At 64.5% G+C, this 21271-nt stretch carries 16 protein-coding genes and 3 riboswitches; of the genes, 7 read left to right on the top strand and 9 right to left on the bottom strand.

Features of this window, described 5'->3' with window-relative positions; translation table 11 throughout:
- On the bottom strand, positions 1–1114 hold a 1114-nt coding region (locus tag ACIPUB_RS04235), incomplete at its 3' end, for an O-acetylhomoserine aminocarboxypropyltransferase/cysteine synthase family protein (RefSeq protein ID WP_407606220.1).
- Between the two features lie 166 nt (positions 1115–1280).
- Positions 1281–1376, bottom strand: a riboswitch (SAM riboswitch).
- A gap of 131 nt (positions 1377–1507) precedes the next feature.
- Here ACIPUB_RS04235 and ACIPUB_RS04230 point away from each other — a divergent pair.
- Complete coding sequence (locus tag ACIPUB_RS04230) at positions 1508–2059, top strand: histidine phosphatase family protein (RefSeq protein WP_407606219.1); 552 nt, start codon at positions 1508–1510, stop codon at positions 2057–2059.
- A 247-nt stretch (positions 2060–2306) separates the two neighbouring features.
- Here the strand turns inward: ACIPUB_RS04230 and ACIPUB_RS04225 are convergent, their stop codons facing one another.
- Both ACIPUB_RS04225 and ACIPUB_RS04220 read right to left on the bottom strand, forming a co-directional pair.
- A complete protein-coding gene (locus ACIPUB_RS04225; RefSeq protein WP_407606226.1) occupies positions 2307–3758 on the bottom strand; it encodes a ferredoxin reductase in 1452 nt (483 codons plus the stop codon).
- A 38-nt stretch (positions 3759–3796) separates the two neighbouring features.
- On the bottom strand, positions 3797–5101 hold the full coding sequence (locus tag ACIPUB_RS04220; RefSeq protein ID WP_407606218.1) for an aromatic ring-hydroxylating oxygenase subunit alpha: 1305 nt from the start codon (positions 5099–5101) through the stop codon (positions 3797–3799).
- Positions 5102–5260: 159 nt separating this feature from the next.
- Between ACIPUB_RS04220 and ACIPUB_RS04215 the strand changes: the two genes are divergently transcribed.
- Both ACIPUB_RS04215 and ACIPUB_RS04210 read left to right on the top strand, forming a co-directional pair.
- Entirely contained in the window at positions 5261–6193 is a 933-nt protein-coding gene (locus ACIPUB_RS04215) for a LysR family transcriptional regulator (protein WP_407606217.1), read from the top strand.
- 155 nt (positions 6194–6348) lie between these two features.
- A complete protein-coding gene (locus ACIPUB_RS04210; protein ID WP_407606216.1) occupies positions 6349–6996 on the top strand; it encodes a hypothetical protein in 648 nt (215 codons plus the stop codon).
- A 4-nt stretch (positions 6997–7000) separates the two neighbouring features.
- Here ACIPUB_RS04210 and acs read toward each other — a convergent pair whose 3' ends face one another.
- A complete protein-coding gene (gene acs, locus ACIPUB_RS04205) occupies positions 7001–8977 on the bottom strand; it encodes an acetate--CoA ligase (RefSeq protein ID WP_407606215.1) in 1977 nt (658 codons plus the stop codon).
- A gap of 5 nt (positions 8978–8982) precedes the next feature.
- A riboswitch (SAM riboswitch) is annotated at positions 8983–9073 on the bottom strand.
- A 418-nt stretch (positions 9074–9491) separates the two neighbouring features.
- Positions 9492–9589: riboswitch (SAM riboswitch) on the top strand.
- 6 nt (positions 9590–9595) lie between these two features.
- Here acs and ACIPUB_RS04200 point away from each other — a divergent pair.
- Positions 9596–10933: an acyl-CoA dehydrogenase family protein gene (locus tag ACIPUB_RS04200; protein WP_407606214.1), complete on the top strand. Its 1338-nt coding sequence runs from the start codon at positions 9596–9598 to the stop codon at positions 10931–10933.
- A gap of 82 nt (positions 10934–11015) precedes the next feature.
- Positions 11016–12419 carry an LLM class flavin-dependent oxidoreductase gene (locus ACIPUB_RS04195; protein ID WP_407606213.1) on the top strand — a complete coding sequence of 468 codons (1404 nt, stop codon included), beginning with the start codon at positions 11016–11018 and terminating at the stop codon, positions 12417–12419.
- A 312-nt stretch (positions 12420–12731) separates the two neighbouring features.
- Here the strand turns inward: ACIPUB_RS04195 and ald are convergent, their stop codons facing one another.
- The 5 genes from ald to ACIPUB_RS04170 all read right to left on the bottom strand — a co-directional run bounded on the left by ald (position 12732) and on the right by ACIPUB_RS04170 (position 18667).
- Positions 12732–13853 carry an alanine dehydrogenase gene (gene ald / locus ACIPUB_RS04190; protein WP_407606212.1) on the bottom strand — a complete coding sequence of 374 codons (1122 nt, stop codon included), beginning with the start codon at positions 13851–13853 and terminating at the stop codon, positions 12732–12734.
- A 61-nt stretch (positions 13854–13914) separates the two neighbouring features.
- Positions 13915–15402 (bottom strand): NAD-dependent succinate-semialdehyde dehydrogenase, encoded by a 1488-nt coding sequence (locus tag ACIPUB_RS04185; RefSeq protein ID WP_407606211.1) that lies wholly within the window; start codon positions 15400–15402, stop codon positions 13915–13917.
- Positions 15399–16700, bottom strand: coding sequence for an aspartate aminotransferase family protein (locus ACIPUB_RS04180; protein WP_407606210.1), 1302 nt, complete (start codon positions 16698–16700; stop codon positions 15399–15401). The genes ACIPUB_RS04185 and ACIPUB_RS04180 overlap by 4 nt, the downstream gene beginning before the upstream one ends.
- Before the next feature lie 141 nt (positions 16701–16841).
- Complete coding sequence (locus tag ACIPUB_RS04175; protein WP_407606209.1) at positions 16842–17714, bottom strand: LysR family transcriptional regulator; 873 nt, start codon at positions 17712–17714, stop codon at positions 16842–16844.
- A gap of 56 nt (positions 17715–17770) precedes the next feature.
- Entirely contained in the window at positions 17771–18667 is an 897-nt protein-coding gene (locus tag ACIPUB_RS04170) for a LysR family transcriptional regulator (protein ID WP_407606208.1), read from the bottom strand.
- Between the two features lie 157 nt (positions 18668–18824).
- Between ACIPUB_RS04170 and ACIPUB_RS04165 the strand changes: the two genes are divergently transcribed.
- Positions 18825–20090 (top strand): M24 family metallopeptidase, encoded by a 1266-nt coding sequence (locus tag ACIPUB_RS04165; RefSeq protein WP_407606207.1) that lies wholly within the window; start codon positions 18825–18827, stop codon positions 20088–20090.
- Positions 20035–21270, top strand: coding sequence for a PLP-dependent aminotransferase family protein (locus ACIPUB_RS04160; protein ID WP_407606206.1), 1236 nt, complete (start codon positions 20035–20037; stop codon positions 21268–21270). Before ACIPUB_RS04165 ends, ACIPUB_RS04160 begins: the two co-directional genes overlap by 56 nt.
- The last annotated feature ends 1 nt before the right edge of the window (position 21271 follow it).

Genomic DNA, 21271 nt, shown 5'->3' with positions numbered 1-21271 from the left:
CCCCGACGTTGGCCAGGTGGCTGGCCAGCTGCAATGCCTCGATGAAGGCACTGCCGGCGGCACGGCCGCCCTTGACGCCGAAGCTGAACACGGAGCCGACGCCCAGGGGCAACAGCTCCTGGGCACGCTCGTAGTGCGGGTGGGAGGGCAGGCCTGCGTAGTTCACGTAGGAAATGCGCGGGTCGGCCTCCAGCCATGCGGCCACGGCCTTGGCGTTGGCCAGGTGCGAGTCCATGCGCTGGGGCAGGGTCTCGACACCCTGCAGCAGCTGGAACGCGGACTGGGCCGGCAGTGCCGGTCCGATGTCGCGCAGCTGCTCGGAACGCAGCTTGGTCAGGAAGCCGTACTCGCCGAAGTTGTCCCACCAGGAGACGTTGCCGTAGGAGGCCACGGGCTCGGTCATCGCGGGGAACTTGCCATTGCCCCAGTTGAAGGTGCCGGCCTCCACGACGATGCCGCCCAGGGTGGTGCCGTGGCCGCCGAGGAACTTGGTGGCGGAGTGGATGACGATGTCGGCACCGTGCTCGATCGGGCGCAGCAGGTACGGAGGGGTGAGGGTCGAATCGACAACCAGCGGGAGGCCCGCGGCGTGGGCGACCTCGGCCAGGCCCCTGAGGTCGGCGACGTCGCCGGAGGGGTTGGCCACGACCTCGGTGTAGACCGCCTTGGTGTTTTCCTGGATGGCGGCGGCAAACTCGGCCGGATCCGTGGAATCGATGAATGTCGTCGACACCCCGAAGCGACGCAGCGTCACGTCGAGCTGGGTGATGGTGCCGCCGTAGAGCTTGGAGGAGGCCACGATGTGGTCCCCGGCGCCTGCAAGTGCGGCGAAGGTGATGAATTCGGCTGCCATGCCTGAGCCGGTGGCCACCGCGCCGATGCCGCCCTCGAGGGAGGCGATGCGCTCCTCGAATGCCGCCACCGTCGGGTTGCCGATGCGGGAGTAGATGTTGCCGTACTTTTGCAGCGCAAAGAGGTTCGCGGCGTCGTCGGAATCCTTGAAGACAAACGACGTGGTCTGGTAGATCGGAACGGCGCGCGAGCCGTGCTCGGCGTCAGGGGTGCCGCCGGCGTGCAGCGCGCGCGTGCGGAATCCAAATTGGTGTTCGGCCATGAGGGTGGCTGACTCCTTGCGTATACGGCTGGGGCAGCCCTGGGTGCGGACTGTCCTCGCCTGTGGTGGGGCGGGGTGGTGCTTCTCCCGGATGAATGCGGTGCCGAAGTGCCCTCGGGGAGGGGTTTCCCTGCGGGCGCATCGACACCCAAGATCGCTTGTGCGTTCTCCATCGTTCCTGGCGGTAGCACCTTGTCCACCGGAGTGTGGAAGGTTGCTGCGGCGTCGTAGAGCCAGATCTCTCGGCCGCTCGGGATGGGGGTCTGGGATCCATTGTGGCAAGAAAAATCCCTGTAGCCAAAGAATATGTGCTTAGGTTGCGTCCGGGGGCATGGGAATCGAAGGATCTGCACCGGATCCCGGCGGAGTTCGTGCCGGGTTAGGCTTGTGGCCATGAGTGCAACCTTGGTTTTGGTCCGTCACGGTGAAACGGCATGGAATGCCGAAGGTCGACTTCAGGGTCAGACGGATATTCCGCTCAATGAGCTGGGGCGTGGGCAGGCGCGTGGCGCGGGCCGGGAATTGGCAACCCGCCACTGGGATGTGCTGGTCTCATCGACGCTTGGCCGCGCAGCGGAAACTGCGGAACTCATCGGGCATGACCTGGGGTTGACGCTGACCGAAAAATTGGGCGGTCTCCAGGAACGCCACTACGGCAATGCCGAAGGCCGTGTGGTCCGCGACCTGCCCCGCGAGGAGATCGACAGCCTGCTGCTCTCGGCAGAGCCCGAGGAAGACGTGGTGAAGCGCGGGATTTCCACCCTCAGTGAGCTGGTGCTGCGTCACGAGGGCAAGAACATCATTGCCGTGGCCCACGGGACATTGATCCGGCTGACTGTTGATGAGCTGCAGGGCGGCGTGCGAACCAAACCGCTGCGCAATGGCCAGATCGTCGAAGTGGACATCAGCCTGCTGCAGCGGCACCTGTCCGCCGCCGCACACTAGGAAATTCCGCCCTCCAACATGAACCACGTTGGCATGGATGGAACGTCCTTGACGACCCCCTGGCCTTGCGCCGGGAGGGCCGATGACCCCGATACCGGGCCGGCTGACGCGATGGTGACCCCGGCGATGGTGCGTCGGCCGTGGGCTTCGACGTGAAGCCGGCACTTGGTGCCGCGTCCGGGTTACGGCCGCAGCACTTCGGTACCGGCCATCCATGCTTCCGTCGTCACCTCCCGGAACCAGCCGGCTAGGCGTCGATCACCAGATCGGTCCGCGCGGTCGAGCAGCACGGCAGGAACTTGCCGGCCTCGATCTCCCGTGCGCGGATCCCGCCTTGGTGGTTCATCTCAACATCACCGGAAAGCTTCACGATCTTGCAGGAGCCGCACATGCCTTCCTGGCAGTTGGCGCCGATCCTGACTCCGGCTCGCTGGGCAATGCCGAGGATCTTCTCCTCGGGGTCGATGCGGACATTGATGCCGGTGCGCATGAAGGACAGGGTGAGGCTTCCGGTGCCGACGGTGTCGAATGCCGAAACGTCGGGGACGGAAGGTTCCGCTGTTTCTGCGGATTCTGCTTCGGCGGCCGGAACCTCGGAATCAACGGGGTCTGGTTCGGCAAAGTCCGGATCGGCTGCCTGGAGCGGCAGTCCCGTGGCCTCCAGCGGGCCCTCGTCGTCGTAGGCCGGTTCGTACATGCCCAGGGCGGAAGGCTGGCTTTCGTAGTAGTCCTCCGCGGAATCGGCGATTTCCTCGGCGATTTCCTCGGCAATCTCCTCCGCCAGTGCGACCTCTGCTTGGTATTCCAGGGTCGTCTCGCGGTCTCCGGAGAAGAACTCCATGTGGATGGAGGTGTCATCGACGCCGACCGCGGCGAGCAGTTCGGACACGTTGTTCAGGTAGCCCTCCGGGCCGCAGGCATAGACCTGGCGTCCGTTGGCGTCTGGCGCCACCTCATCCAGCATCGCGGTGGACAGCCGTCCGGTGAGGCCTTCCCAGTCCTCGGGCGCGCTGCGGTCGCCCAGGGAGAAGTGGACGGTGACGCGCGAATCCACGGTGGCGATGTAGCCCAGTTCCTGGTGGAAGGCGAAGCCTCCGGGAGCGGCACCGTGATAGAGCACCACGACGTCGGCCTGTCCGGGCAGCGAGTGGATGGTCCGCAGCATGGACATGATGGGGGTGATGCCGGAGCCCGCGGCCAGCAGGAGGTAGCGGGCCCGCCGGTCGGCATCGGGCAGGTGGAAGGCGCCGACGGGTCCGAGCATTTCAAGCACCGTGCCGGGTCCGACGTTTTCGTGCACCCACGGCGAGACCCGGCCGGCCGGGTCTCGCTTCACCGTGATGTCGAAGGTCCACGGCTTGGTGGGCGAACTGGACAGGGAGTAGCTGCGGTCCACCGGGTCCCCGCCCTCGCCGTTCACGGGGAAGGCGATGTTCACGTATTGGCCCGGTCGGAACGCGAGGGGCGCGCCGTCGGCGCGGCGGAACACGAAGGTCAGCATTCCGCCGACCTCCGGAACAATCTCGACGCATTCGGCCAGGAACTCCTGCGGGTGCCAGGGGCCCAGGGCGCGTGCGGCACTGGCAGGTCCCTCGGTGCTGCCCAGCACGCGGTTCCACGGCATTTCCAGGCCGCGGATGCGCTGTGGCTCCTGGTGGGGCGCGGTAATGGTGGTGGTTGTAGTCTCGGTCGTTGTCATTGTCGTTGTCGTTGTCGTGGGCTCGGTCGTGGTCATGGTCACGACAGGTGTTCCTGCACGCGCTGGATGTACCAGTTGATGAATGCCTCGACTTGGTATTCGCTTTTCATGTACGGCCCTGGTTCGTAGGCGGGGCTGGACGCGCCCTTTTGGCAGAGTTCGACGAATTCCTTGTCCTGCAGGTTGGTCTGCTTCCAGGTGTGCGTGAGTTTCTCCAGGTCGTAGTCGTCGCCTTCGACGGCGTCGTCGGCGACCAGCCAGGTGGTGCGCACCAGCGTCTGGTGCTCGTTGACGGGGAACACGGCGAAGGTGACGACGTGGTCGCCGAGGAAGTGGAACCAGCTGTTGGGCTGCAGGTGCATCGAGCAGCGGCCGAGGCGGAAGTCGCGCAGGTCCCCGAGCAGCTTCTTGGAGAGCCGGTGTCCGTCGGCGGAGAACGATTCGCCGTCGCCGTCGAGGGATTCGCGCGAGATGCGGATGCCCGCCACCCGGGTGTCGAGCTCCTCGACGACCTCGTAGGGAATGCCATAGCGCCGGCAGCGGGCTTCGAGCGCGGCCTGGGCCTCGGTGTTGCGGTCCCAGACCTCCTCCAGGTGCGGCGGGATCAGGCCTTCGGACAGGCCCCAGGTGGGGAAGAGGGAACAGGCGAGTTCCGGGTGCCCGTCACAGTGGTAGCACTCCCGGTTGTTCTCCATGACGAGCTTCCAGTTGCCCTCCTCGATGATGTTCTGCTGGTAGGCGACCTTCGACTTCGAGAGGTCGTGCGGGGCCAGGTAGGGCTCGAAGATCTTCGCTGTTTCGTCGAAGTCGGCCGGCGGTTCCTCGGCCATGCAGACGAAGATGAGGCCGGCGTATTCGCGGCTGTGGGCGCGCTTGAGCCCGAAGCAGCCCTTGTCGAACTTCGTTTCCCCGGGTGCGGAAGCGTGGATCAGGTCTCCGCTGGGGGCGTAGGTCCAGGAGTGGTAGCCGCACACAAGGTTCCCCGTGGTCCCGGTGGACTCGGTCAACACGCGCGCGCCGCGGTGGCGGCACACGTTGTGCAGGACGTTCACGCCGCCCTCGTCGTTGCGCAGCACGATCAGGGAGTAGGGCCCGTAGTCGACGGTCACATAGTCGCCCGGTTCCGGGAGCTCGGCGACGCTCGCGGCAAAGAGCCAGTGTTCGCCGAAAATGGCCTGCATGTCGATCTTGAAAATCGCCGGATCGGTGTAGAACGGCGCGTCAAGGGAATGGCCTTCGCGGCGGAAGTCGAACAACTCGGCGATCTCGGCCAGCTGCTCTGCGGGCAAGGACGAAGCGAGCTTGCCGCGTGAAGACAGGGGCACGTTCACTGAAGCAGACATGTGTTTACTCCTCGGGGGAATGGGGTGGGCATGCGGGCCGGGGTCCCGGGTGGTGATCCAGGTCACCGAAATGCCGGAAACTTCTTACTCACGAGGGTATGGATCGATGCTCTGCAATAAAAGCGCAAGATTTTGGAGATAATGGTGCAGAATAGGTGCATGATCGATCCGCGACTCACCACGCTCAGAGTGTTTGCCCGGACCGGCACCGTCGGGGCAACCGCGGAACTCACCGGATACTCGCCCTCCGCGGTGTCGGCGCAGTTGCGTGAGCTGCAGCGCGTGCTGGGCATGGAGCTGCTGGCGAAGGACGGGCGGGGCGTGCGCCTGACGGCCACCGGCAGGTTCCTCGTGACGGGCTCCGACGCGTTGATGACGGAATGGGAGCGGTTGCGGGCCGCGGCGCTTCAGGCCGGGGACCAGGTGCAATCCCATTTTGGGCTGGGCGGCTTTTCCACCGCGGCTGCCCAGCTGCTCGCGCCGCTGGCGGCCACCCTGCGTACGGCACGTCCCTCGGTGGAAGTCCAGGTGCTCGAGGCGAATCCGGCACGTTGCTTCGACCTTTTGGTTGCGGAACGAATCGACCTGGCGGTCATCGTGGCCATGCAAGCCGATACGTACGTTGAAGAGGACCCCCGCTTTGAGCAGACAACGCTGCTCAACGATCCCCTCGACGTGATCCTTCCCTCCGACCATCCGCTGGCAACGCGGGAGACGGTAACGCTCGAAGAGCTGGCGACCGAACCCTGGATCACCGAAGCCCCAGGTTCCACCTATCATTCCCTGTTCACCGCGGCGTTTACGGCCGTCGGAGTCACTCCGAGAATTGCCCATGAGGCCGTCGAGTGGGAAACCCAGATCGCCTTCGTCGGAGCTGGTCTGGGAGTTGGCCTGCTGCCGCGACTGGCGCCCCTGGGAAGCGCGGAGAATGTGACCCGACTGCGCATCTCGGGCCAGGGGAAACCCGCCCGCAGGATTGTCGCGGCGGTGCGCAAAGGCAGCCTCGGCTCACCGCTGATCAAGGAATCCCTCGGCATCCTGCAGGGCAGGGCGAAGCGAATCCTCACCGAACGGCTGGATGGGGAAGGATGAAGCCGCGCGATCGCGGCGTCCGCGCCCGGGGGGCACGACGTCGTGAGGTGCCGGAGGGCAAATACCATGTGGCGAATGCGTGTGGACGGGACCGCCTGAAGATCGGCGTGGTCCACGCCTAGAAAACACTGCCCGCCCCGGCGCACCATGTGTGCATGAGCGAATCGTTTTTTGGGGATCCCGAATACTATGCCCGGTGTGCGAAGGCCTACGACGCCATGATCGGCTCAAAGGTGTACAACAAGGTGTTCTGGGGCACCGACCCCCGGCAATATTCAATCTTCGCGGCCCAGGCCATTGCCTCCGGGAAAGGTCCGCTGATGGAGGTTGCGGTCGGCACGGCGCAGGCCACGGCGACGCTGCACGTGGCAAGTGCCCGGACGACGACGTTGGTGGACATGAGCGGACCGATGTTGAAGCTGGCCGGTGAATCCATCGCCACGGCCGCCGGCGGCTCAGTGCCCGAGCGAATCACCCTGGAATGCCGGGACATGCTTGCGCCCCCGGGGGACCTGCGGTACGAAACAATTCTCGGTCTGGGGCTGCTGCACCTGGTCCCGGATGTCACCGCCACCGTCCGGGCGCTGGGCAGGCAACTCGAAGATCACGGGAAGTTGTTCCTGGCCTCATTGGTCAGGGGCCCGGCCCGGTCCAACGCCTATCTTGCGCTGCTGAAGGCGCACGGAGACATTGCCAGGATCAGATCCGGGACCGAGCTCTTCGACGAAGTCAGGGCCAGCGGTCTGGGATCCGTCACGCTGGCCCGTCACGGGGCGATGGCCTATGTGAAGATTTCGCGGTAGCCGGTTAGGCGTCGCAGATCTCCTTGATCTGTGCGATGCACGGCTCGTTCTGCAGGCTGGTGGTGTCGCCCAGGGCGCTGCGCTCAAAGAGCTGGGTCAGCAGCCTGCGCATGATCTTGCCCGAGCGGGTCTTGGGCACATCGGGAACGAAGACGATCTCGCGCGGCTTGGCGATGGGACCGATCTGGGTTGCCACGTGGTTGCGAAGCTCCGCAATGAGGGCCTGTTGCTTTGCCAGCGCTTCGCCGGCCAGGTCCGTTCCCACCACCGACTTGTCGAACGGCACCACGAACGCGGTGGCCGCGTGGCCGGTCTTGGCATCGCTGGTGGGGCAAACCCCGGCCTCGACGACTGCCGGGTGCGTGACAAGCGCCGATTCGATTTCGATGGTGGAGAGCCGGTGTCCGGAAATGTTGATGACATCGTCCGTGCGGCCCAGGATCCAGATGTCCCCGTCATCATCGAAGCGCGCCCCGTCACCGGCCAGGAACCAGCCCTGCTGCGCGTACTTCTCCCAGTAGGAGGTGTAGTAGCGCTCGGGGTTGCCCCAGACGGTGCGGGCCATGGATGGCCCGGTCTTGGTCAGCACGATGTAGCCCTGCAGGTTCTTCTCCACCGTTTGCGCCGCATCGTCGACGATGTCCACGGCTACGCCGGGCAGCGCGCGGGTGCCGCAGCCGGGCTTGAACGCGGTGTCGTCCTGGCGCGGGGACAGGATCGTGGCACCGGTCTCGGACTGCCACCAGGTGTCGACCATGGGGATGCCGGCGGCGGTGTCGCGTCCGACCTGGCTGCGCAGCCAGCGCCACGCCTCCGGGTTCACGGCTTCGCCGACGGTTCCTGCCAACCGGATCGAGGACAGGTCGTAGTCCTCGGGGATTCCCTCGGGGAACCAGCCCATCAGCGAGCGCACCAACGTGGGCGCGGTGTAGTAGCTGGTCACGCCGTAGCGGGCGATGATTTCGAAGTGGCGGCCCGGGTGCGGGGCATTGGGCACGCCCTCGTAGATCACCTGGGTGACGCCGTTGGACAGCGGCCCGTAGATCTCATAGGTGTGCGCGGTGACCCAGGCCAGGTCGGCGGTGCACCAGTGGACGTCTCCGTCGCGCTTGGCCGGATCCGGGTTCGAGAAGAGGAACTCGTGGCTCCACGAGGCCTGGGTCAGGTAGCCGCCGGTGGTGTGGACCAGGCCCTTGGGCTGGCCGGTGGTGCCGGAGGTGTACATGATGAACAAGGGCGTTTCGGCGTCGAAGGCCTCGGGGGTGTGTTCGGTGCTCGCGGTGTCGACCGTCTCGTGCCACCACACGTCCCTGCCCTGCACCCAATTGATGTCGGTGTGCCCGATGCGGTTGATGACCAGGACGTGCTCGATCGAGTTTTCGCCGGAGACGGCCTCGTCGGCGTGCGCCTTGACCGGGACCGATGTGCCGCGGCGGAACTGGCCGTCCGTGGTGACCAGGAGCTTGGCGGCGGTGTCCTCGACGCGGAACTTCAGGGCTTCGGCGGAGAAGCCGCCGAAGACCAGCGAGTGCACCGCGCCGATGCGCGCGCAGGCCAGGGTGATGACGATGGTTTCCACCAACACCGGCAGGTAGATGACGACGCGGTCGCCCTTGGTGATGCCCAGGGCGACCAGCGCATTGGCGGCCTGGGAAACACGGTCCTGCAGGTCCTTGTAGGTGACGGTGGTGGTGTCGCCTGGCTCGCCCTCGAAGTGCAGGGCCACCTTGTCGCCGCGACCGGCTTCCACATGGCGGTCCACGCAGTTGTACGCGGCGTTGAGCTTGCCGCCCTCGAACCAGTGCAACTCGGGGCCACGCCGGGCAGCCTGGTCGACACCCGTGCTGCTGTGGACGGTGTGCCATTGCTCGGACCAGCTCAGGCGCCGCGCCGCGGCGTCCCAGAAGGTCAGGCGTTCGGCTTCGCTCCACGAGGATTCCTCGGCAACGGCAGGGAGCTCGGGCAAAAGGGTTTCAGGCATTTTGTTCTCCATCGGTTCTGGCGTTAGCACTTCACCCGCGGGAGGTGGTTGCTGCGGCGTCATGGAGCCAGATCTCTCGGCCGCTCGGGATGGGTAGTTTCATTCATCAAACTCGATGGCGTGTCACGGGAGCAAACCAGCCGTAATGTGACGGAACGTTCGACGGATAGCTTTTCCCGGATTGCCGCTCGAACAATCTTCGATAATCATGAGAATGTTCGAATCCATGAGGGTGGGGAACCGACTACTCAGGGTCGCACGATTCCATGGGAATTTCCGGATGGCGCCACATTGTCCCGCTAACGCCCCAATGTTTGCATGGCCGGCGCGGGTTGCCGGAGGGCCCGCGGCACCGCGGCGGGGTATCGAATGAATGGTCCGAAGAATGACAGGCCTCCGAGGTTTCCCGAGGCCTTGGCGCCGTCGTGGATGACCGTCCGGCCGGTGATGTGGGCTTCAATTGTGACGAACCGGGTTGTCACTGCTTCGCCGGGGCGTGTAGAAATGTGTCCAACAACCATCCAGAGCGGCCGAGAGATCTGGCTCCATGACGCCGCAGCAACCCCTTCCCCTTAATTGGGCGGTAGGTGCTCACGCCAGGACCGATGGAGAGAATTCATGGCTATCGATTCATTTGCACAAGCGCACGCCGTCGAGGCGGACCCGAACATCTTTGGTGCCGTCAACCTCGACGCCTTCACCGGCGACACCCCCGCCCGACACCTGCTCAAACTCACGCCGGGCGTTCCACTGAACAGTCACTATGACGAGTTGGCCGCGATCTTCCGCCCGGTCTTCGCCAAGATCGCAGCCGGGGCCAGCGAGCGCGATGCCAACCGGACCCTCCCCTTTGAACCTGTCGGTTGGCTGAACCGGGTGCGATTCGGGGCCCTGCGCATCCCGGTGGCAGCAGGTGGCTATGGGGCAAGCGTGTCCGACTTGTTCCGCCTCTTGATCGAACTCGCCGAGGCGGATTCCCAGGTGGCGCACCTGTGGCGCTCACACATCGGCTTCGTCGAATCCGTGCTGTTGCTTGAGGACGATGCCTTGCGGCACCGCTGGATCGAGCGCATTGTTGCCGGCCAGATCGTCGGCAACGCCTACACCGAGCGCGGCGGGAACAGGTTGGGCACGCTCAACACGACCATTGCCAAGCAGGGCGAACGCTGGATCCTCAATGGCGAGAAATACTATTGCACCGGCACGATCTACGCCGATTGGGTCGCGGTCGCCGTGGCGCATCCGGCCCGCGCCGGCCGCCAAATAGCGGTGGTCTCCACGCAGCATTCCGGGGTCAAGATCTTTGACGACTGGGACGGATTTGGGCAGCAGCTCACCGGCACCGGCTCGACCACGTTCGAGAACGTCCCGGTGGACACGATCCTGCCCGACGAGCAGCAGGTCAACGACCCGGAATCCGCCATCTTCCAGCTGGTGCTCCTGGGGGTCCAAGCCGGAATCACGCGCGCGGTTCTCAATGACGTGCGCTCGTCGGTCCAGGCCCGCACGCGAAGCTTCAGCACCGGAACGGGCGTTCCGGTGCGCGAGGAACCCCAGGTGCTCCAATTGGTCGGCGAGATCTCGGGCACCGCGTTCGCCGTCGACTCCATCGTCCTGGCCGCCGTGGCGGAGATCGAGATCGCGCTTGCCGATGCCTCGCTGAGCCCGGCAGAGCGGTTTGCGGTGTGTGAACTCGCCGCGGATCGGGCCCAGGCAGTCGTCCAGCCGCTGGTTCTCTCGGCGGCGACCAAGCTCTTTGACGGACTGGGCGCCTCGGCAACCGCCAAGGGCTGCAACCTGGACCGGCACTGGCGCAACGCCCGCACCGTTGCCACCCACAACCCGGCGATCTACAAGTCGCGCATCATCGGCGACTACGAGGTCAACGGGACGGCGCCCCAGCAGCTGAACGCCATCGGCGACGTGGGCGCAACACCGGCAACCGGCCTCCCCTGAAACCGCCAACCGCCACCGAACCAATGACTTGATCCGCGCACCATCGGATCCGCAAACTCCCAACACCTCGCGAAGGACAAACATGAGCCAGACACCCGCCCCCCGCCACATCCGTTTCAACGCCTTCGACATGAACTGCGTGGGACACCAGTCCCCGGGCCTGTGGAAGCACCCCAAGGACCAGTCCGCCCGTTACAAGGACCTGTCCTACTGGACCGACCTGGCCAAGACCCTGGAAAAGGGCAAGTTCGACGGCATCTTCATCGCCGACGTGCTGGGCACCTACGACGTCTTCGGCGGATCCAACGAGGTGCCGCTGCGCACCGGCGCCCAGGTCCCGGTCAACGACCCCCTCATGCTTGTCTCCGCGATGGCCGCCGTGACCGAGAACCTCGGCTTCGGCGTCACCGCCAGCACCTCCTATGAACACCCGTATCCTTTCTCCCGCCGCCTGGCGACCCTTGACCACCTGACCAAGGGCCGCATCGGCTGGAACGTCGTGACCGGCTACCTGCCCTCCGCCGCCCGGAACATGGGCCAGGCAGACCAGCTCGAGCACGACGAGCGCTACAACCACGCCGACGAATACCTCGAGGTCGTCTACAAGCTGCTCGAGGGTTCCTGGGAAGAAGACGCGGTGGTTCGCGACGCCGAGCGCGGCGTCTTCACCGACCCGTCCAAGGTCCACGACATCAACCACGAGGGCAAGTACTTCAAAGTCCCGGGCATCGCCATCACCGAGCCCAGCCCGCAGCGCACCCCGGTGATCTTCCAGGCCGGAACCTCCTCGCGCGGCATGAAGTTCGCCGCGGCAAATGCCGAGGCAGTCTTCGTCACCTGCCCCACCAAAGACATGCTCAAGGCCACGGTCACCAAGATCCGCGACGCCGCCGAGGCGGCCGGCCGTGGACGCCACGACGTGCGCATCTACACCATGCAGACCATCATCACGGACGTGGATTCCGCCGCCGCGCAGGCCAAGTTCGAGGACTACAAGTCCTACGCCGACATCGATGGCGCCCTTGCGCTGATCTCGGGCTGGATGGGCGTGGACCTTTCGACCTACGGCCCGGACGACGTCATCGGCGACAACGTGAAGTCCAACGCCATCCAGTCCTCCGTGGCGATGTTCCAGCAGGCCAGCGGGGATTCGGGCAAGCCGTGGACGATCCGCCAGCTTGCCGAGTGGGTGGGCGTTGGCGGCTTCGGGCCGATCACCGTCGGCTCGCCGACCGAGGTTGCCGACAAGCTCATCGAGTGGGTCGAAGACACCGACGTGGACGGGTTCAACCTGGCCTACGCCATCACCCCGGGAACCTTTGAGGACATCGTGGAGTTCATCGTTCCCGAGCTGCAAGCCCGAGGCGCCTACCCGACCGAATACGTCGAAGGTACGCTGCGCAACAAGCTCTTTGGTGAGGGCGACCGCGTCAAGGACTCGCACCGCGCGGCGAACTACCGTTTCGCCAACGCCGAGGTCAAGTAACTTGTAGTCGTTTCCGTATGGGCGTTAGGGCGGCGGTGCACCTTGCAGGGTGCGCCGCCGCCCTAACTCCTTAAGCCGCAGATTCTCCCGCAATGTACGTCTTGGCCGGGAAGCTCCGTCTTCAGCAACCGGGGCGAGGTCAGGTTGCGCCGCACGGATTGGTGTTGGACAGGCGGGAGTTTCCGTGGGTCCCCAAGAGAGCCACGGATCCAGAGAGAAGCGGATCCAAGCAAAAAAGCCCCGAGCGACGATGGCGCTCGGGGCAGACGGTTTGGGGCAGGTGATGTCACCTGCCCCAAACCTGTCGGATATTTAGTTGCCTGCCACGGCGAGCAGTTCCCGGTCCTCGCTGGGGAGATCGGTGAAGGCCGCGGCCACACCCGGATAGGCGATCCGGCCGGCCCGGGTGTTTACTCCGGCGGCCAACGCGCGATTGGCGGCCACCGCCTGCTCCGCTCCCTGGTCAGCCAGCTGCAGCACGTATGGCAAGGTGGCATTGGTCAGCGCCTTGGTCGAGGTTTGCGGGACGCCACCTGGCATGTTTGCCACGCAGTAGTGACGCACCCCGTCCACCTCGTAGATGGGATCCTGGTAGGTCGTCGGGCGGGACGTTTCGAACGCGCCGCCCTGGTCGATGGCGACATCCACCAGCAATGCTCCGGGCTTGAGCAGGCCCAGTTGTGAGCGCTTGACTACCTTCGGTGCGGCCCGCCCGGGGACCAGCACGGCACCGATGACCGCATCGGCCTGCGCCAGTTCCTGTTCGAGGGTCAGCGGGTCGTTCATGAGGACGCGGGCCCGGGAGCCTAGCAATTCTCCGAGCTGGCGGATGCGGCGCGGGGACATTTCCAGGATTGTGACCTCGGCCTGCATTCCGAGGGCCAACTGCGCTGCCTGGGTGCCGACCACGCCACCACCGATGACCAGCACCCGGCAGGGAGCCACGCCCGGTGAACCGCCCAGCAGGCGTCCCGGCCCACCGTTGGGACCGGTCAGATAGTTGGCCGCCGCGTGGGCTGCCAACCGACCGGCGATTTCACTCATCGGGGTCAGCAACGGCAGCCCGGTCTCGTCCTGCACCGTTTCATAGGCGATCCCGAGCGTGCCGGCCTCCAGCAGGGCTTCGGTCAGAGGCCGGTCGGCGGCCAGATGCAGGTAGGTGAACAGGGTGAGGTCTTCGCGGAGGAAACCATATTCGGAGGCGACGGGTTCCTTGACCTTGACCAGGAGTTCGGCGTTGGCCCAGGCTTCGTTCTGGTCGACCAGGATCGCACCCGCTGCGGCGTAGTGTTCATCGGGGAAGCCTGCGGCCCGTCCGGCCTCGTGTTCAACATAGACGGTGTGTCCGCGCCCGGTAAGCGCGGCGACTCCGGCTGGAAGCAGTGCCACGCGCTGTTCCTGGGCCTTGATTTCCTTGACGACTGAGATCTTCATTGAGCTTGTGCCTTCGTGTTTGGTTGTTGACGTGGAATTGTTGCGAGACAAATCGTGGGATTTAGCCGGTGGTGCGGCGGGAAATGTTGTAGAACCGTACGTTCTGGTATTCCTCCAGGCCTTCGGCGCCGCCTTCCCGGCCCAAACCGGACTGTTTGACTCCGCCAAAGGGCGCTGCCGCGTTGGAAGGTACTCCCTGGTTGATGCCGAGAATTCCCGTCTGCAGCTGGTCCGCGACGTTCAGCGCGCGATCCAGATCCTGGCTGAATACGTAGCCGGCGAGACCGAACTCGGTGTCGTTGGCCAACGAGATCACCTCCGCTTCGGTGGAAAAACGCTGAATGGCGGCAATCGGACCGAAGATCTCCTCGCGCACCACCCGGGAGTCGGGGTGTACCCGATCCAAGACGGTGGGTGCATAGAAGTTTCCGACCGAATCGTAGCCATGACCGCCGGTGAGGAGTTCGGCACCGCGGGCCAGCGCGTCCTCGGTCAGCGCATGCATCTGCGTGACGGCACGGTGGTCAATGAGCGCTCCGAGTACCGTGCGGGCTCCGAGTCCCGATCCCACGGGAACTCGGGCGAAATGGGCGGTGAGCTCGGAGACGAACCGATCCGCGATCCCGTCCTGGACATAGATGCGGTTGGCACCGATGCAGGACTGGCCGCCGTTGCGGAGTTTGGCGGCAAAGGTGCCTTCCAGGGCGCGTTCCAGATCCGCATCGTCGAAGACGATCAATGGCGCGTTGCCGCCCAGTTCCATGGAGGTGCGCAGCACGTTCTTTGCGGCGAGTTCCAGAAGTTGTTTTCCGACCGGGGTGGAACCGGTGAACGACACCTTGCGCACCCGCTCATCGGTGAGCACGCTGCGGCTGAAGGCCCCGGAATCCGAGGTGGTGATCACCTGGATGAGTTCGGCTGGAATGCCGGCCTGCACCGCGAGCTGCACCGCGAAGTAGGTGGTCAGCGGCGTCGCAGTTGCAGGCTTGACCACAACCGGGCACCCGGCGGCCAAGGCCGGGGCGATCTTGCGGGTAGCCATGGCCAACGGAAAGTTCCAGGGCGTAATGAGCACTGCCAGGCCCACGGGGGAGCGACGCGTGAGGATGTCGGCTGCCCCATCCGGTGCCGGGCGGTAATCGCCGCTGGGACGGACAGCTTCCTCGGCGTACCAGCGCACGAAATCGGTGCCGTACTTCACCTCCCCACGTGACTCGGCCAGGGTCTTGCCCATTTCACGGGAAATCAGGTGCGCGATTTCCTCGGTGTTCTGCACAAGCAGTTGGTACCACGCATGCAGTGCGTCGGCTCGTTGGCGTGGAGTGCGCCCAGCCCAGGCGTGTCCGGCCTGGTCCGCGCAGGCTACGGCGTGCAGTGCATCGTCGCTGCTCAAGTCCGGGACGTGGGCGATGAGCTGGCCGGTGGCGGGGTCATGTACCGGGATGCCGTCGGAGGGCAGGTGCAGGGTATCGATGACTGCGTCGGCCAGGGCCAGCGCTTTTGGGTCGGCTTCGATCAGTTCGGTGCTAACGGTCGCGGTGAGGTTCATTTGGCGCCTCGTTCGGTGATTGCCTGCGAGATTGCTGCGACGAAGTCCAGCAGCTCGGAGTCGGTGGTGATGAATGGGGGGCTGATCTGGATGGTGTTCCCGCGAAGCGGACGGCCTATGAACCCCAGCTCGACCAGATCGTCACATACCTGCTCGGCCGAGAGCTGGTCGCTGAGCGTCACACCGCCCAGCAGTCCGGCGTAGCGCACCTGGGCAACCAGCGGGTTCTGGCTGGCGAGGTTGTCCAGCGCACTGCCCAGCACTCCAGCCAGTTCGCTCACCCGAGGCACGAGCCGTTCGCTCTCCAGGATCTCCATGTGCTTCAGTGCGACGGCGCAGGCAGTCGCATGTCCAGCGTAGGTGGCTCCGTGGCGGAAGATCGGGGTGTTGGGGGAGTCCTGGTAGAACGGTTCCCACAACCGGGGGGCCACCATGACCCCGCCCAGCGGTGCGTAGCCGCTGGTGACGCCCTTGGCGAAGGTGATCATGTCAGGTTCGAGGCCATAGTATTCGGCCGCGAACATGGTTCCCATTCGTCCGAAGCCGGTGATGACTTCATCCAGGATCAAAAGGATGTCGTGCTCCTTGCACAACCGCGAGATGGCTTCGAGGTACCCCGGCGCCGGCGGATTCACGCCGCCGGTGCCCTGCACGGCCTCGGTCACGAGCGCCGCGATGTTTTCCGGGCCGAGCTCGGTGATCAGCGCCTCGACCTGCGCCGGGTCGTTCAGTGAGATGCGGGCGGTTTCGGGAACCAGCGATTCGCTTCCGTAGCCTTCGCGGTTGAATTCGAGTCCCGCGATGCTCGTGCCGAAGGCGTGGAGCCCGTGGTAGGCGAATTCACGCGAGAGAATGATCTTCTTTGATCCGCGGCCCTCGCGTTGCCAGTGCCGGCGGGCCAACTTGCAGGCCACATCGATGGCGTCCGAGCCGCCGGAGTTCAAGATGAGTTTCGCGCGGTCGATGGGGGAGATCTCGGCGAGGACTTCGCCTAGTTCCAGTGCCTTGTCGTTGGCGTAGCGCGCGAAGATGTGGAAGGTTTCCAGCTGGCGCATCTGGTCGTAGGCCGCTTGGGCCAGCTCGGGGCGGCCATGTCCCACATTGGCGTGCCATAGTCCCGCGGTGCCGTCAAAAAGCCGGCGTCCGTCCGTGGTGTACAGCCACGACCCTGCGCCGCGCTCCACCACCAACTGGCGCCCGAGCACCGTGGGGGTGTGGGCCTGGGCTGGCCAGAGGGCCGGCCCATCGAGGAGGGTGGGGCTGGCGGGTGCCGGATGGGAAATGTCGGTGACTGTCATTCGGAATCGCTCCTTTCCGGTGCGGATCGGCTGAAGATAAAGGATGTGCGCGGCGAGTGTTCATCGCGTCGTAGTTCCAATCTAGAGAGCCGAACCCGTAAAGAAAAGCGAATGATTCCAACGGATTCCTGTAAGTTTTACTTACGTTATTTCGGGGTGTTCCATAGCCTGCAAGACCGCCTGGCGCACGGCATTCAAGGCCAGGTTCTGCTCAGCGCCGCTGCGTGCCACGAAGAGGATAGTGCGGTGCTGGTCCACGGGGAGACTGCGGCTGGGCTGCAGCTCGCTTTGCATCTCACGCATCAGCATGTCAGGCAGGAAAGCGGCGGCCAGGCCACGCTCCACCATTCGCAAATGGAAGAGCAAGTCGGAGGAGACATGGGCGACTTGCGGCTCGAATCCCACTTCGCGGCACACCCGCAATGCCCAGTGTGCAGCCGCGCTTTCCGGCGGTTCCATGGCCCAGGGCACCACTGCGATGGCCGCGGTGTCATCCGGATCCAAACCCAGGGGCAGATAGCCGCGCATCGGATCGGTTCCCAACACGGTGGTGTGCAGGCCGGCATGTCCGCCGGCAGCGGTTCCCGGGAACGAATCGGTGATGACCGCGTCCACCTGGCGGGATACCAAGCGCAAGACCGCTTCCTCGGGTTCGTAGCGGTGGATGTTCACCTGAAGACTGGGATGCTCGTGGGACAACAGGACCAAGGCCGTCGGCAGCACCGACCGGCTGATACTGGCAAAGGCCGCCACGGTGACGGTACCCTGGGCGCGCCGATGCGAAGTGGCCAGATCGGACTCGGCCCGTTCGATCGCTGCGAGGATCGCCTCTGTATTGCGCACAAGCTCAAGGCCGGCGGTGGTTAGCTGGACATTGCGCCCAACCTTCTCCAGTAAACGCACCCCGGTCTCACGTTCGAGCTGGGCGAGCTGTTGCGAAATCGCCGAGTGGCTGTAGGAGAGATTGCGGGCGGCAGCGCTCATGCTGCCATGCAGATTGACCTCGCGGAGCAAGGTGAGCCGGTGTATATCGAGCATTCTGTCCTTCCCTGATTGGGCGGGCCGCCGAGCTAGGCGGCGACCTCGCAGAGGATCTGTAGGAAACTTTTCACGGCCGGTCGCAAATTGCTACCACGTCGACCCACGGCGTAGATGTCGCGGAACAATGCTTGCTCGGCCTCGGCATCCTCCGGAACCCATCGGGTCATTGTGCCAAGGGTGGGTATCTCGCCGTGAAAAACCATGTGCGGCAAGAACGCCGCGGCAACCCCGGCGGCGACCAATTCGTAATGCAGTCGCGGGTCCGGCGAATCGAATGTGACCTTCGGTTCGAACCCCAGTCTGCGGCAGAAGCGTTGGGTCCACAGGTAGGCGTCGGTGCCACGCGGTTCGAACGCCCAGTGAAGTTCCCCCAGCTCGATTGGATCGGAGATCGGGTGCGGCAGATAAATGTCAACCCGGTCTCGGGTGACCAGGGTTCGCACGAGACCCTCGTCCGTTCGCCGGGGAATATGGACGAACTCGTCGACCATCGCAATATCGGCCCGGCGGCTGGCCAGGGCATCCAGGGCCTCGAACGGCTCGAGTTGGGTGAACTCCACGTCCACGTCCGGGTACACCAGACTCAGCCGGCGCAAGGTTTCCGGGAGATACGTGCGGGCAAAGGTCCCGAAGGCTGCGAAGCGAATGACGCCCTGGACCCGGTTGCTGCGGGCCTCCAACTCGGCGGCCGCTCCTTCGAGGACCGTCACCGCCTCGTCGACGCGTGCCACCAGCTGCCGTGCGGCCGGCGTCAGCTGGATGTTCCGGCCGACCTGTTCCAGCAAGGGCAGGCCGGCCTCGGTTTCGAGTTTTGCCAGTTGCTGGGAGACCGCCGAGGCGCTGATTCCCAAGACGCGGGCAGTTGCTGCAATGCTCCCGCGCAGCTTTAGTTCACGCAGCAAGGTCAGTCTTTTGAAATCGAGCATGGCCCTCCGAGGTCAGGGAATATTCGAGCCACCAAAGCGTAAGTTCAGCTTAACGGTACGAACAAGATTTACCTACTTTATCTGGTGGGATAGCGACCCCTATTGTTTAGGTCACAGGCAAAATTTCCCGCTAAACCGTTAGGAATAAAAAGCGACGATGGTGCACAACCCGGTAGGTCACCGCGACCTCGAAATCGACGAATATGCGGCGCGTCAGCAGCGTGTTCGTCAGCGCATGGTAAGCCAGACGCTGGATGTTTTGCTGGTTTCGGATCCAGCGAACCTGTACTACTTGACGGGGTACAACGCCTGGTCGTTCTACACCGCACAAATACTCGTGCTTCCCCTGGAGGGAGCTCCCCTCCTCTACATGCGCCAGATGGATGCCCATGGCGCCCACCGAACCGCAATCTGCATGGATGAATCAAACATCCATGGCTACCCCGAACAGATCGTGCACCGCCCCGACATCCATCCCGGTGACTGGATCGCCAAGCACCTGCGCGATCTCGGATTCGGGCGCAACCTGCGCGTCGGGTTTGAAGGCGATGCCCACTACTTCTCCGTGCGCATGTTTATGGCACTGTCCGCGATGCTTCCCGAATGGCAATTGCAGGAATCACGTGAACTGGTCAACTGGGTCCGCCTGGTGAAGTCCCCATACGAGATTGAGCTGATGCGCGCTGCAGGGAAAGTCTGCTCGACGGTCATGCGCACCGCTCTGCAGGCCCTGGATCCTGGCCGGCCGCAGAATGAGGTTGCCGCCGAGATCATGGCGGCCCAAGCCCGGGGTGTCGATGGAATTGCGGGAGACTACGCCTCCATCGTCCCAATGATTCCCACCGGGGAAGGGGCGGACACCCCCCACCTGACCTGGACTGATGGCCCATTGCCAGCAGACTCCCCGATTTCCATTGAACTGGCCGGGGTCCACCGGCGCTATCACGCACCGATGGCCCGCACCGCGGTGATCGGCAAACCCAGCTCGGAGCTAGAACAGGTCGCGGCCGCCACCATCGAGGGTCTCGAATCTGCCTTCTCGCTGGTCCGCCCCGGGGTCACGGTCCACGAGGTGACCGACCGCTTTACCAAGGTCATCACGGCCGCCGGCTTCGACAAGGAATCCCGACTGGGCTACTCGATCGGCGTGGGATTTCCACCGGACTGGGGCGAACGCACCGTCAGCTTCCGGGCCGGGGAACACACGGAGCTCCAAGAAAACATGACCTTCCACCTGATCGCCGGGATGTGGCTCGATGGGTACGGTTTCGAAGTCTCCGAACCCATCCGCGTCACCGCCACCGGCCTCGAATTCTTCGCGGACGTCCCGCGCGAACTAACCACGATTAATACAAGGAGTACTCCTCATGTCCATCGAACCACTGCTCAAATCCCCAACATCCCGCTTGGCCTCGCGGGCTAGCCAGCTAAAGGGCTCGATCATTGACTCCTCGACGTCGCTGTTGGCAAGCCAGAAGCATGACATCATCCGGTTCGCGATGGGCGCGCCGAATGCCGAACTGATCCCCGAGGCGGAGTTCGCCCGGCTCGCGACCTACCCGGCGGCAGGCCGCTACGACTATGCCGCCACAGAGGGCAATCCGGAGTTGATTGAGCAGATCGTGGCCTACCATTCCAGGAGGGGGGTGGACTTGGATCCCAGCCGACTGCTGGTGACCACCGGTGGCATGCAGGGCCTGGATATCGCCTTCAAGCTCTTCGTTGACCCGTCAGACCTGGTAATTGTCGAGTCGCCGACCTACACCAACGGAATCGCCACGGCACTGAGCTACCAGGGCCGCGTGTTGGAAGCCCCGGTGGATGAGCAGGGATTGATTGTCGAAGCCCTTCCCGCGCTGGTCGCCGCCACGGGCCAGGTCCCCAAGGTCATTTACACCATCCCGAACTTCCAAAATCCCTCCGGCCGGACGCTCAGCGGAGCGCGCCGCATGCAGCTACTCGAACTTGCCGAGGAATGGGACGCCTTCATCATCGATGATGACCCCTACGGCTTGTTGCGCTTTGAGGGATCCGAAGAGCCAAGCTTCGCCGAACTCAGCCCGGGCAATCCACGGGTGGTTTCGGTGCGCACCTTCTCCAAGGTCCTCGCCCCGGGACTGCGCGTGGGCTGGATGGACATGGATCCGGAGCTGCGTGCCCTGGCGGTGAACGCCAAACAGTCCATGGATACCTGCACCAACGGGCCAATGCAACAACTGATTGCCGACTACCTCTCCGAGGGCCGGCTCGACGCGCACCTGAATACCCTGCGCGGGGTCTACCGGGAACGCAAGCAGGCGATGCGGGCCGCACTCGCTGAGACCTTTGGGCAGGACGTGGAAGCCACGGATCCCGAGGGCGGGTTCTTCCTGTGGCTCACCCTGCGCGGACGCTACGCCGCGATCAATTCCGAAAAGCTCTTCCCGATCGCCTTGGCGCACGGGGTTGCATATATTCCGGGTCCGGCATTCTCGGACTCGGGGGCGTTTACCGACGCACTGCGCCTGTGCTTCGCGACCTCCACCCCGGCACGGATTGACGAGGGCGTGCAACGGTTGCACGCCGCGCTGGAAGAGGCTTTGGCCAGCGGGGACGCGCGGTGAA

This window comes from Paeniglutamicibacter sp. ORCA_105, assembly GCF_045798545.1.
In the GTDB taxonomy this organism is placed as follows: Bacteria; Actinomycetota; Actinomycetes; order Actinomycetales; family Micrococcaceae; genus Paeniglutamicibacter; species Paeniglutamicibacter sulfureus.
The sequence above is the reverse complement of the archived record's forward strand: the minus strand, read 5'-3'. Positions and strand labels throughout refer to the sequence as shown.

What these genes read in the sequence shown, in the direction of transcription:
- ACIPUB_RS04230 (WP_407606219.1), top strand. Translation starts at nt 1,508, where the DNA reads ATGAGTGCAACCTTGGTTTTGGTCCGTCACGGTGAAACGGCATGGAAT.
- ACIPUB_RS04225 (WP_407606226.1), bottom strand. Translation starts at nt 3,758, where the DNA reads ATGACAACGACCGAGACTACAACCACCACCATTACCGCGCCCCACCAG.
- ACIPUB_RS04220 (WP_407606218.1), bottom strand. Translation starts at nt 5,101, where the DNA reads ATGTCTGCTTCAGTGAACGTGCCCCTGTCTTCACGCGGCAAGCTCGCT.
- ACIPUB_RS04215 (WP_407606217.1), top strand. Translation starts at nt 5,261, where the DNA reads ATGATCGATCCGCGACTCACCACGCTCAGAGTGTTTGCCCGGACCGGC.
- ACIPUB_RS04210 (WP_407606216.1), top strand. Translation starts at nt 6,349, where the DNA reads ATGAGCGAATCGTTTTTTGGGGATCCCGAATACTATGCCCGGTGTGCG.
- acs (WP_407606215.1), bottom strand. Translation starts at nt 8,977, where the DNA reads ATGCCTGAAACCCTTTTGCCCGAGCTCCCTGCCGTTGCCGAGGAATCC.
- ACIPUB_RS04200 (WP_407606214.1), top strand. Translation starts at nt 9,596, where the DNA reads ATGGCTATCGATTCATTTGCACAAGCGCACGCCGTCGAGGCGGACCCG.
- ACIPUB_RS04195 (WP_407606213.1), top strand. Translation starts at nt 11,016, where the DNA reads ATGAGCCAGACACCCGCCCCCCGCCACATCCGTTTCAACGCCTTCGAC.
- ald (WP_407606212.1), bottom strand. Translation starts at nt 13,853, where the DNA reads ATGAAGATCTCAGTCGTCAAGGAAATCAAGGCCCAGGAACAGCGCGTG.
- ACIPUB_RS04185 (WP_407606211.1), bottom strand. Translation starts at nt 15,402, where the DNA reads ATGAACCTCACCGCGACCGTTAGCACCGAACTGATCGAAGCCGACCCA.
- ACIPUB_RS04180 (WP_407606210.1), bottom strand. Translation starts at nt 16,700, where the DNA reads ATGACAGTCACCGACATTTCCCATCCGGCACCCGCCAGCCCCACCCTC.
- ACIPUB_RS04170 (WP_407606208.1), bottom strand. Translation starts at nt 18,667, where the DNA reads ATGCTCGATTTCAAAAGACTGACCTTGCTGCGTGAACTAAAGCTGCGC.
- ACIPUB_RS04165 (WP_407606207.1), top strand. Translation starts at nt 18,825, where the DNA reads ATGGTGCACAACCCGGTAGGTCACCGCGACCTCGAAATCGACGAATAT.
- ACIPUB_RS04160 (WP_407606206.1), top strand. Translation starts at nt 20,035, where the DNA reads ATGTCCATCGAACCACTGCTCAAATCCCCAACATCCCGCTTGGCCTCG.